At 69.4% G+C, this 10,895-nt stretch carries 9 protein-coding genes; 5 read left to right on the top strand and 4 right to left on the bottom strand.

All coding sequences use genetic code 11. From position 1 onward, the window contains the following. Nucleotides 1-139: 139 nt before the first annotated feature. Together ACWELQ_RS24865 and ACWELQ_RS24860 are read right to left on the bottom strand one after the other, a co-directional pair. Nucleotides 140-907 (bottom strand): ABC transporter permease, encoded by a 768-nt coding sequence (locus ACWELQ_RS24865; RefSeq protein ID WP_452399455.1) that lies wholly within the window; start codon nt 905-907, stop codon nt 140-142. Then, on the bottom strand, nt 904-1,857 hold the full coding sequence (locus tag ACWELQ_RS24860; RefSeq protein ID WP_452399454.1) for an ATP-binding cassette domain-containing protein: 954 nt from the start codon (nt 1,855-1,857) through the stop codon (nt 904-906). The genes ACWELQ_RS24865 and ACWELQ_RS24860 overlap by 4 nt, the downstream gene beginning before the upstream one ends. Nucleotides 1,858-1,961: 104 nt before the next feature. Between ACWELQ_RS24860 and ACWELQ_RS24855 the strand changes: the two genes are divergently transcribed. Both ACWELQ_RS24855 and ACWELQ_RS24850 read left to right on the top strand, forming a co-directional pair. Beyond that, entirely contained in the window at nt 1,962-2,693 is a 732-nt protein-coding gene (locus tag ACWELQ_RS24855) for a TetR/AcrR family transcriptional regulator (RefSeq protein ID WP_452399453.1), read from the top strand. 230 nt (nt 2,694-2,923) lie between these two features. Then, nucleotides 2,924-3,190, top strand: a complete 267-nt coding sequence (locus tag ACWELQ_RS24850; RefSeq protein WP_452399452.1) for a hypothetical protein — start codon at nt 2,924-2,926, stop codon at nt 3,188-3,190. Here ACWELQ_RS24850 and ACWELQ_RS24845 read toward each other — a convergent pair. Continuing rightward, entirely contained in the window at nt 3,105-4,373 is a 1,269-nt protein-coding gene (locus ACWELQ_RS24845; RefSeq protein ID WP_452399451.1) for an MFS transporter, read from the bottom strand. The genes ACWELQ_RS24850 and ACWELQ_RS24845 overlap by 86 nt on opposite strands. A gap of 117 nt (nt 4,374-4,490) precedes the next feature. Here ACWELQ_RS24845 and ACWELQ_RS24840 point away from each other — a divergent pair, with 117 nt between their 5' ends. Both ACWELQ_RS24840 and ACWELQ_RS24835 read left to right on the top strand, forming a co-directional pair. Continuing rightward, nucleotides 4,491-5,378: a LysR family transcriptional regulator gene (locus tag ACWELQ_RS24840; RefSeq protein ID WP_452399450.1), complete on the top strand. Its 888-nt coding sequence runs from the start codon at nt 4,491-4,493 to the stop codon at nt 5,376-5,378. A 121-nt stretch (nt 5,379-5,499) separates the two neighbouring features. Then, a complete protein-coding gene (locus tag ACWELQ_RS24835) occupies nt 5,500-6,762 on the top strand; it encodes a hypothetical protein (RefSeq protein WP_452399449.1) in 1,263 nt (420 codons plus the stop codon). Here the strand turns inward: ACWELQ_RS24835 and ACWELQ_RS24830 are convergent. Continuing rightward, nucleotides 6,759-9,026, bottom strand: coding sequence for a bifunctional serine/threonine-protein kinase/ABC transporter substrate-binding protein (locus ACWELQ_RS24830; protein ID WP_452399448.1), 2,268 nt, complete (start codon nt 9,024-9,026; stop codon nt 6,759-6,761). The two genes, ACWELQ_RS24835 and ACWELQ_RS24830, sit on opposite strands and share 4 nt — an antisense overlap. 98 nt (nt 9,027-9,124) lie before the next feature. Between ACWELQ_RS24830 and ACWELQ_RS24825 the strand changes: the two genes are divergently transcribed. Next, on the top strand, nt 9,125-10,895 hold a 1,771-nt coding region (locus ACWELQ_RS24825), incomplete at its 3' end, for a DUF6301 family protein (protein WP_452399447.1).

The raw sequence follows: 10,895 nt of genomic DNA, 5'->3' as shown, positions 1-10,895 counted from the left end.
GCGTGCTGTGGAGGGTCTGCCTCGGCCGCGTCATCGTAGCGGTGCAGCAGTTCTGGTGCACCAGCGAGGACTTCACCGAGACCGTAGCCATCGAGCCGCGACATTCATGCCTTAATGCGCATATCGGCGTATAGGTATCTCAGCCGTCGGACCGACGGCCGAACAGGAAGCCCGCGCCCAGGTATCCGGCCAGCGCCAGACCTGCGCACCAGGCCAGGGCGGTCGGTGCGGAATCCCCCACCGGGGTGTCCATGAGCAGTCCGCGCATGGTCTCGGTGACCGAGGTGACCGGCTGATGCTCGGCGAAACCGCGCAGCCAGCCCGGCAGCGTGTGCACCGGGACGAAGGCGCTGCTGACATACGGCAGGAACATGAAGATGAACATGAAACCGTTGGCCGCCTCCGGATTCGCCACCAGCAGACCCAGCGCTGCGGCCAGCCACGACAGGGCGAGGACGTAGCAGGCGAGCATCCCCGCGACCGCGAGCCAGCGCAGCGGATCGGTGGTCGGGCGGAAGCCGATGGCGACCGCGACCGCGATCACCAGTCCCGTGGTGATCAGATTGCGCAGCACGCTCTCGATCACATGCCCGGTGAGCACGGCGGTCCGCGAGACCGCCATGGCCCGGAAGCGGTCCACGATGCCGGTGTGCATATCGCTCGCCACCGCCACCGCGGTGCTACCCGACCCGAAACCCGCGCACAGCAACAGGATTCCCGGTACCACGTAGTCGATGTAGGAGCCGCCCACATTCATCGCGCCGCCGAAGACGTAGACGAACATGAGCAGGATGGTGACCGGGACGGCGAAGGTCATGATCATGGTGTCCGGGCTGCGCAGGGTGCGGCGCAGATTGCGGCCCACCATGGCGGCGGAATCCTGGGCGGCATAGGTCAGGGTGCTCATCGCACGGCCTCCTTCTGTGCGGCACCGGTCAGGGCGAAGAAGACATCGTCGAGATCCGGTGTGTGGATCGACAATTCGCCGATGCTCACGGCGTTGTCGTCGAAATGGTCGAGCAGTCTGCGCAGCTCGCCGACGCTGCCGTCCGAGGGCACCTGCAACGCCAGCTGCTCGGCGTCCACCTCGCCCCTCGGCAGCGCCCGCGCGGCCGCGGCCAGCCCGTGCTCGTCGGCGAAGGCGAGGCGGATGTGGCCGCCGGGCACCAGCCGCTTGAGCTGCTCAGCGCTGCCCTCGGCGACGATGCGGCCGCCGTCGAGCACCGCGATGCGATCGGCCAATTGATCGGCCTCCTCCAGGTATTGGGTGGTGAGGAAGATGGTCACGCCGTCGGCGACCAGGCCCCGGATCACCCGCCACAGTTCCCGGCGGCTGCGCGGATCCAGACCGGTGGTGGGCTCGTCGAGGAAGACGATGCGCGGCTGCCCCATCAGACTCATGGCGATGTCGAGGCGGCGGCGCATGCCGCCGGAGTAGGTGCCCGCCCGCTTGCCCGCGGCCTCGGCGAGTTCGAACTGTTCCAGCAATCGCGTTGTGCGCCTGGTGGTTTCCCGCGAGCCCAGGTGCAGCAGCCGGCCCATCAGCCGGAGGTTCTCCGCGCCGGTGAGCACCTCGTCGACGGCCGCGAACTGGCCGGTCACGCCGATCAGGGCCCGGACCGCGTCCGGTTCCCGCAGCGGATCATGGCCGCCCACGCGCACCACTCCCCCGTCGGGCCGGTTCAGCGTGGTGAGGATGCGGACCATCGTGGTCTTGCCCGCGCCGTTGGGGCCGAGCAAGGAGAACACGGTCCCGGCGGGCACGACCGCGTCGATGCCGCGCAGCACCGGCCGGTCGCCGAAGGATTTGGTGAGCCCGGAAACCTCGATGGCCGGGCCGGGTGCGGATGCCGACATGGCAACTCCATTCGAAAACTGTTTATGTCGTACACTCTGTTTATAGAGTACACAGTTTTCGATGTGGCGCAAGATAGGGTTCGAGGCGACGACAGGAGGTCCGAGTGAAGACGCCCGACGAGCAGGTCCTGCCCAAAGCGGTGAAGCTGATGTGGGATCTGGAAGGCGCGGGCAACCGCGGACCCAAGCGCGGCATGAGCCTGGACCAGATCCTCGACACCGCCATGGCGATCGCCGACTCGGAGGGCTACGCCGCCGTCTCCATGGCGCGCATCGCCAAGGAGCTCGGCTTCACCACGATGTCGCTCTACCGCTACGTCGACAGCAAGGACACCCTCGTCGAACTCCTGCACGACCGCATCTTCGACATCCGGCCCGACCTGCCCGACAACGATTGGCGCGCCGCGATGGAAGCCTGGGCCTGGGCCGAATTCCGGGCCATCCGCGCCCACGACTGGTGGCTCGACATCCCCATGACCTCGCCCCCGCTCGGTCCGAAGAACATGGCTTGGCTGGAGTCGGGGATGACCGCGCTGTCCTGCCTGGCCGTCCCGGAAGCGCTCAGACTCCAACTGCTGCTGAATCTTTCGATCTACGTCATCGGCCGCACCCGGTTCCTGCGCGACACCATCCAGCCGGAGAACGAGGACCTCGACTACGGGGCCGTCCTCACCGCGGTCCTCGATCCCGCCCGGTTCCCCGCGCTCACCAGCGCGATCACCAATCGCGCCTTCGACGATGACGATGTGAACTGGGAGGAGGCCGACTTCAGCTTCGCGCTGGACCGGTTGCTGGACGGCTATCAGGTCTTCCTCGACAGGCTCGCCGGGAAGTGACGCGGGTCTCGGCAATCACGCTGGCCGGTAACGGAATCGGTCCCGGTGTCAAGGCTTCGTAAACACTGCGATAACCGCCGCTCGTCGCCTTGACCTGGGGTGTTCCCGCGCGTCACCATGTGCGCACGGCCACCCGATCGGGCGTCCGCGAAGCCGGGGGAAGCCCTTCTCGCAATTTCGTGGCGTCCAAAAGTTGGTGCGGTGGCCGCGTTTTGATCGAGGAGTTCGCCATGGCCAGCATCGCCGTCCCCATCCGAGCCGCGCTCGCCGCGGCAGCCATGGTTCTCCTGCTGGCCGGCATGGTCGCCGCGTTCGTCTACGGCGCGGTGCCAGCCGTGGCCGGACCGGCCGGACCGGCGATCGTGCAGGTGCACACCGACACCCCGGCCACGCTCCCGGCGTGCACCGAAATCACCGAGGACAGTGTGAATCCCGCGTGTGTGGACGCGCCCACGGACCCGGTTCCGGCGAACTCGACGCCCGACGACCAGCGTTGACCAGCCCCGCCGCCAGCAGCGCGGCCGGGACGAACAGCGCCGCGACGCAGGCCGCCAGACCGAGCCAGCCGCCTGCCGCGTAGGCGAGGCCCGCGGCGCTGCCGATGACGGCGCTGCCCAGGTAGTAGGCGAACATGTAGAGAGATGCTGCGGCGCCGCGGTTTTCGGCCAGCGTCCCCACCCAGGCGCTGGCCACGGTGTGCGCGCCGAAGAATCCGGTGGTGAACAGCAGGATGCCGATCAGCACGGTGGCCAGTTGGTCGGGGATGGTCAGCAGCACACCGAGGGCCATCAGGGTCAGGGCGGCGACCAGGATCCGGTGGTGGCCGCGGCGATCCGCGAGCCGCCCCGCGTAGGCGGAGGCGGCCGTGCCCGCGAGGTAGAGCACGAACACCGAACCCGCCAGGGCCGCGGGCAGTTCGAACGGCCGGTGGGTGAGGCGGTAGCCGAGGTAGTTGTAGACCGACACGAAGCTACCCATCAGCAGGAAGGCCAGCCCGAAGAGGGCGAGCAGATCCCGGTGGCGCAACTGCCGCGCGAGATCTCCGGCGAGAGTGCCGAATCCGGCCGGGCGCGGGGTGAATCCGCGCGACGGCGGCAGCGCCCGCGCGAACCACACCGTGCACAGCGCGGCCGCCAGCGATACCGCCACCTCGGCCCACCGCCACGACGTCAGTCCCAGCGCGATCGAGGGAATCAACCGCCCCGCGAGCCCGCCGATCGTGGTCCCCGCGATATAGACCCCCATCGCCGCACCCAGCCCGGCCGCCCCGACCTCCTCGGCCAGATACGCCATGGCCACCGCGGGCACCCCCGCCAACGCGATCCCCTGCACCGCGCGAATCACCAGCAGCACGTCCAAGCTCGGCGCCAACGGCAACAACAGCCCCAGCCCCGAGGCCAGCACCGCCGACCCGACCATCACCCGCGTCCGCCCCACCCGCGCCGCCAGCACCCCCGCCGGAATGATGGCCAGCGCAAGGAAACCGGTGGTCAACGACACCGCCAGCGCCGCATGCGCGGGCGTCGCCCCGAATGCGGCCGACAAACTCGGCAACAACGACTGGGTGCTGTACATCGCGGCGAACGTGGTCAGCCCGGCCGCGAAAAGCGCAATGGTGACCCGCTTCTCGTGTGGTGTCCGCGCTCGAGCAAGGGCCGCGGACTCCTGGAGGCTGGTCATCGGGTCCTCTCCGAGGGAAGGGGTGTGCGAAGTCCAGGGTGGTGCGCCGCCGCTTAGAACGGAAATGCATGATTATCTTGATGCTCATGCAGCAGCGGCATATAGCGAGGAGGCGGGGTGCTCGGCGGGGATCTGGAGTGGTTCACGACACTCGCGGAGACGGAGAATGTGTCGGCGGCCGCGGAGCGGCTGCATCTGGCGCAGCCGACGCTCTCGCGGATGCTGGCGCGGCTCGAGCATCGGCTCGGGGTGACGTTGTTCGATCGGCACGGCAAGCGGCTGCGGCTCAACGACTACGGTCGCCTCTACTACGAACATGCTCGTCGCGCCCGCGCCGAACTGCACGCGGGTGAGCAGGCGGTCGCCGATCGCGCGAATCCGGCGAAAGGGATGGTGCGGCTGTCGTTTCTGCATTCCTTCGGCGGCAATCTGGCGCCGCAGTTGATCGGCGACTTCCGGCGGACGGCGGGGCGGGTCGACTTCACGCTGTATCAAGGCGCGGCCGAGGTCATCACCCGGCAGGTCCTCGACGGGGAGGCCGATCTGGCGCTGGTGTCGCCGCGGCCGGGCGCCGCCGGGATCGGCTGGCGCACCCTGCTGAATCAGCCTGTGGTGCTGGCGGTTCCGGCCGATCACCGGCTGGCCGGGCAGCGCCAGGTGCGGCTGGCCGAGCTCGCCGACGCCGAATTCATCGCCATGCACCCAGGATTCGGCATGCGCCGGGTATTCGACGAACTGTGCGCCGCCGCCGGGATCGGGCCACGCATCGCCTTCGAATCCAGTGATCTGGTGACCGTGCGCGGTCTCGTGGCGGCGGGGCTCGGCGTCGCGCTGGTGCCCACCGAGCAGCCGCTGCCACCCGGGGTGGCCGAGGTGCCGCTGGCCGACGCGGGAGCCTCCCGAGACGTCGGGCTGATCTGGTCGGCGACCGCGACGCCCGCCGAGGCGGTACGGCGTTTCCGCGACTTCGCCACCGACTGGGCGGCCCGCCGCCAGACTCGCTGAATCCACCACAACTCAGCCGCCACGCGTGCCGGGTCGGCCGCGCTCGCCCAGGTCACGCGTCGCGCACTGTTACGGTGGCCGAAGGTAACTGACCGATGACTCAGACTCCCGGGAGCGGCCCGTGCAGCGGTATCGTCCGGTCCTCGACACCCTCGGCGCGAGCCTGGCCGCCGCCGTCGCGTGCCTGGCGCTCATCGTGCCCGTCGACACCGGCTGCGCCGCCGACTCCTCGGCACTGCAGATGACGCTGCTGACCATCACCGTGCCGCGCGCCACCGCCGCGGGCGCGGTCGTCGCGGTCCTGACCGCGGTCTGCGTCACCATGTTCAGCACCCGCGCCGCCTGGGGCACCGCCGCGGTCGCGGCCCTGATCCTGGCCACCGACCATCTCCTGGTGTCCTCGACCTCGACCAGCCTGGCCACCGCCAACTTCATCGACTCGCTCACGGCGGGCGTGCTGCTGGGTGCCGCCGGGGCCGCCGCACTCCAATATCGGCCGCCCGCACTGGGTTATCTGTTCGGGGCGTTGACCGGCATCCTGGTCGGCGACCACCTCGAGAACATCACCGGGAGCGGCACCCGGTCCCTGCTCGAACGGGCCTTCATGGACCTCCCGCCGAACTGGCTGACCATCCCCGCCCTCGTATTGCTCACCATTTGCTGTTTGACCTGCCGTCGCCCCGGGGCGTATCCGACCACGCTGAATCTGCCGTTCGGTCCGGTCCTGGCCGCGGCCGTCGTGATCACCACCATCACCATCGTCTCCGAACGGCTGGCACCGTCCTCGGCGAGCGCGGCCGCCATCGCGGCCGGGGTGCTCGCCATCGCGGCGGCCACCTTCCTGGGCGCGCTGCTGCTCCCCGGCCGCGACGGAGCCCTCACCCTGCTCATGATGGCGCTCGCGGCCAGCGGCACCTCCATCAGCTATGGCGTGCAACATCATTGGCAGATCGGTCCGATGCTGCTGGCCGTGACGCTCGGACTGGGCGCGGGCCTGCTCCGCCCGGCCCCGCTCGCGGCCGCCGCCGCGATCCTCGCCCTCGGCCTGTTCGACCTGGTCACGCCGTCCGCCGGTGACACCGGAGCCGGAGTCGCGTTTCTCGGCAGTTGCGCGGTGGCCGCCGTCGCGGGTTACGGCTTCGGCGCGATCACCACCCGCACCGCGCCGGGAACCATTCTCCCCCTGGGCATCCTGCTCATCCCCTCGGCCGCGCTGACCCTGGGGTATCGGGTCTGCGGTCCCAACCCGTGGTCGCACGATGCCGACGCCGCCACGAGCGATCGGCCCGCCTGGTTCGCCCTCGCGCTCGGAATCTGCGCACTGCTGGGCATTCTCGGCCTGCGCCGCCTGCGCCCCGAGCCCGCCGAAGCCACCGACTCCTAGGACAGCCGATACAGCCACACCCGCGGATCGGCGGGTTCGCCGGTGGCGGTCCAGCCGTAGGAGTGGCCGATGCCGTCGGCGTGATATTGATGCAGGTAGGTCCGCAGGTCGGTGCGCTGCGCATTGCCGGAGACGATGCCGCGCAGCACGATCGCGGTGAGGTCATAGCCCTCGACCGCGAAATTGCCCGCGTCCTCGCCGGTCGCGGCCTTGTAGTCGGTGAGGAAGCGGTTCGTCGCGGGCGCACACGAGCAATCCACGATCGTGCCGGGCCCGGCCGAGCCCGCGGCATTGCGGAACGCCGGATCGTAGTCACCGTCGCCCAGCACGAAAGGCGCTGTGACACCGGCACTTCGGAGTCTGGTCAGCAGATCGCCGGCACGCTGGGGATAGCCCGAGTAGAAAACCGCGTCCGGATGCGCCGCCGCGATGGCCTGCACCGCCGCGGCCGGATCCGCGCCCTTGTCGATGCCGACCTGGCACTCCGGCAGGGCGGCCTTGCCCAATCCGTCGACGACCGCCGGTGTCAGCGCGATCTCGTAACCGTCGATATTGTCGCGGACCACGCAGACTCGCGAATAGCCCGCCGTCGCCAGATAGCGGCCCAGCGCCGGGCCCTGCACATTGTCGTTGGCCACGCCCCGGAAGAACCCGGACCACCCCTGCTGTGTCAGTACCGGATGCGAGGCCACCGGCGAGAGGAACGGCAATCCCGCGTCGTCGAGGATATTGCCCGCCCCGATCACCTCCTGCGACAGTGCCGGGCCGATCACCGCCACAATGGATTTGTCCGCGGCGATCTTGCGGGCCATCTGCGCCGCTGTGGTCTGGTCGCCGCCGGTGTCGAACTGCTTGATCGTGACCGGGCAGACGCGGCCCCCGCCTTGCAGGAACTGGGCGACAGCCAGTTTCACGCCGCCCAGAATGCTGTCGCCCAGCGCGGAGTTGTCGCCGGTGAGCGGCAGCGCCGCCGCGATGGACACCGGCGCGCAGGGCAGGCGTCCATCGTTCACCGGATCCTCCACCGAGGCGGGGGCGGCCAGGCTCCTGCCCTGCATGTCGATCTGGACGAGCGGATCGAACCCGGTGAGGACTGCGGTCTGCGGCAGGTCCCCGATGGCCGGATGGGCCACCTTTGGCGGCGGCGGTGCGCCGGAATCGTGTGCCGTCCAGATGATTCCGGCGGCGACGGCCACCGCGACCGCGGCGGCGGCCGCACCCGCGGCCAGCCAGCGGCCGCGACGGCGGGACGGCGAATTCACCTGTAGCCGTGAGGTATCCACCTCGGTCAGGTCACCGGGGTCGGGCCGGGTCGCCACCAGCGCGGTGGTACCGCCCGACGCGTGCGCTCCGTCCGCGCGAGAAGCCATCGAACGGGTCGGCTCCGACCGGCCGACGACCGTTTCACGCGGCGGCAGGGTGGACTCCGAGACGTCCGAAAGCGCCTGGGCCGCAGCCTCGGCGAAGGCCCGGCACGATTCGAATCGCGTGTCCGGGCGTTTGGCCAGGCCGCGGGCGAGGACCGCGTCGAGGGCGGCGGGCAGTTCGGGGCGGCGGTCGGTCAGCTTCGGCGGTGGCTGCTGCAGGTGACCGGTGATGACGGCGGCCACCGTCTCGGACTGGAACGGGGTCGACCCGGTGAGCAGCCGAAACAGCGTGCACGCCAGCGAATACTGATCCGACCGGTGATCCAGCGGCGCGCCCGACAGCTGCTCGGGAGAGGCGTAGGTGATGGTCGCGGCCAGCATCCCGGTGCGGGTGATCTGCGCCGAATCGTCGCGCAGCCGCCCGATCCCGAAGTCCGTCAACAGGATCCGGCGCTCCTGCCCCGCGGGCGGGCGGGTCAGCAGGATATTGGCGGGCTTCACGTCACGGTGCACCACGCCCATCGAATGCGCGTAGTCCAGGGCTTTCGCCGTCTCGGCGATGATGTGCACGGCCTCGTCGGGCGGGAGCGTGAACGGATCCAGCGCGGAGGCGTCCCCGCCGTCGACGTATTGCATGGCGATCCACAACCGCCCGCCCTCGACCCCGCGATCGTGCACCGTCACGATATTCGGGTGATCGAGCCGCGCGATCAGCTCGGCTTCCCGCTCGAACCGGGCGCGAGTCTCCTTCTCCGAGGCCAACTCCCGAGCCAGCACCTTGATCGCGATCAGCCGCGGCAGCCGCGGATGGCGGCCCAGATAGACCTCCCCCATCCCGCCCCCGCCGAGCCGCCGCTCGATCAGATATCCAGCGAATTCCTCGCCCGCACGCACCATTCGGCCCCTCGCACACAAAAACCCTTCGCACCCTACCGCTTCCAGCGCGCATCCCGCTCCCCCCAGTACTGTCACCGGCCTGCGTTACCGTCGCGTCCATGATGAGAGTTCCGGTACGGATGGATATCGTGGGCGCGGCCCAGACCATCGGGGCGGCACGAACATTCGACTGGACATGGACCTCGACGGACACCGCACGCTTCGCGGCCGCTGCGGGGTGGGCCGAGCCGGATCGGATCCCGGAGACGGGCGAACACGCCCGCTTCTCGCGCACCGGGTTGCGGGTGTGGGATCCCTCGGCGATCTTCTGGCACGATGACGCCGGACTGCGCCAGATCCACGTCCGGATCTCCGACAGCCCGAATCACTTCCAGCCGGAGCACACCGAACTACTGGCCGAGGCACTGGATTCGGCGACCACCCTGCTCACGGAGGCGCTCGGTACCCCGACCCTCTCCTCGATCGGGGCCGACGCCGGGCCCGCATGGGAATTCGACGGGGTGCTGATCGGACTCACCACCGTCCGCGACACCGTCGAACTGATGCTGGTGAACCCACGGGCACAACGGTTCTGGGACGAACGTCGCGCCCGCCGCGCACTGCTGCGAGCCGGACTGACCGACTGGGACCGATACGCCGAAGCACTGGCCGACTACCTGCGGGATGTGTACTCCGATTCCATCCTGATCGTCGAAGCGCCCGGCGGGTTGTACGCGCAGTTCGCCAAGAACGACGATACGGTGTACGCCGAACTGAGTGCCTCAGCTTTCCTCGAGCCGGACCGGCGCTACGGCCGCGAGGTCGAAGCGCGGCTCGCCGCCGAAGGGTGGGTGCAGCCGGACCCGTCCTCGAACTGGAATCGCAGCTCCCCGAATCCGATCCGCAGCGCCGACTACAGCCGGCTCGCAGGGCAGGTGGTGACCGGTCTGCGGGCCATGGGGGCGGCGGCGCCGACCGAGTTGAGCGCCAAGGGCTGGCGCGCGAACAACCGCGACCTCGATACGACGCCACTGCGGTGCGCGGACGACTCGCCATGGGTCCCGGTGCGCACCCACGGTTCACACGAGGTATCCGCGCAGACACGACGGCGGTCGTCGTGCGACGAACTGGAATCGGATGTGCCGGGCACCCTCGCGGTGATCGCGGCGGCATCGACCTTCGAGTGGACATGGACCGGCGCCGACGTGCGGCGCTTCGCCGAACATGCGGGCTGGCAGCGGATTTCGGACCTGAAACGCGACCGGATGATCTACGCGCGGACCGGTCTCGCGCTGAGCGATCCGCAGGTCATCTTCTGGCTCGACGGCGACACCCTCGAGCATGTCCAGGTCACCATCAGCTCCGACGTCTCCGATTACGACCTCGAAAGCGATTCCTACGCTTACCTGAAGGACGAGCTGGAACTCACCATGCGCGACGCCGTGCAGGGCCTACGGGAGGCGCTGGGCGACCCGATCCACGGCACCTTACGGTTCGGCAAGAATCTGTGCTGGGAATTCCCTCGCGTCACGGTCGGGGTCGTCCACGATCACTACTCGATCGTGCTCGAACTCAACGGGCCGGCGAATCGGGAGCACAGTCGTCGAATCTCCCTGCGCCACGCGATCGAACAGGTCGAACGCACGGCCTGGAATCAGGCGACCGAGGACCTGGGCGCGATTATCGCCGCCCTGCCCAGCGGATCCGAACTCACCGTCGCCGGCGCCGACGGCATGTCGGCACACTTCACCGCCCGGCCCGCAGCGCTCGCACTCGAACTGCGGTTCCCGAACGACGCGCCACAACTCGACGACAGCACCGCGCGACACATGGCCGGATACCAGGGCTGGACACCGCCGTCCGACGCCCACCCGCGCTGGTGGAAAAACC

This window comes from Nocardia sp. NPDC004722 (assembly GCF_053601505.1).
This window is presented reverse-complemented; position numbering and strand designations above follow the sequence as displayed.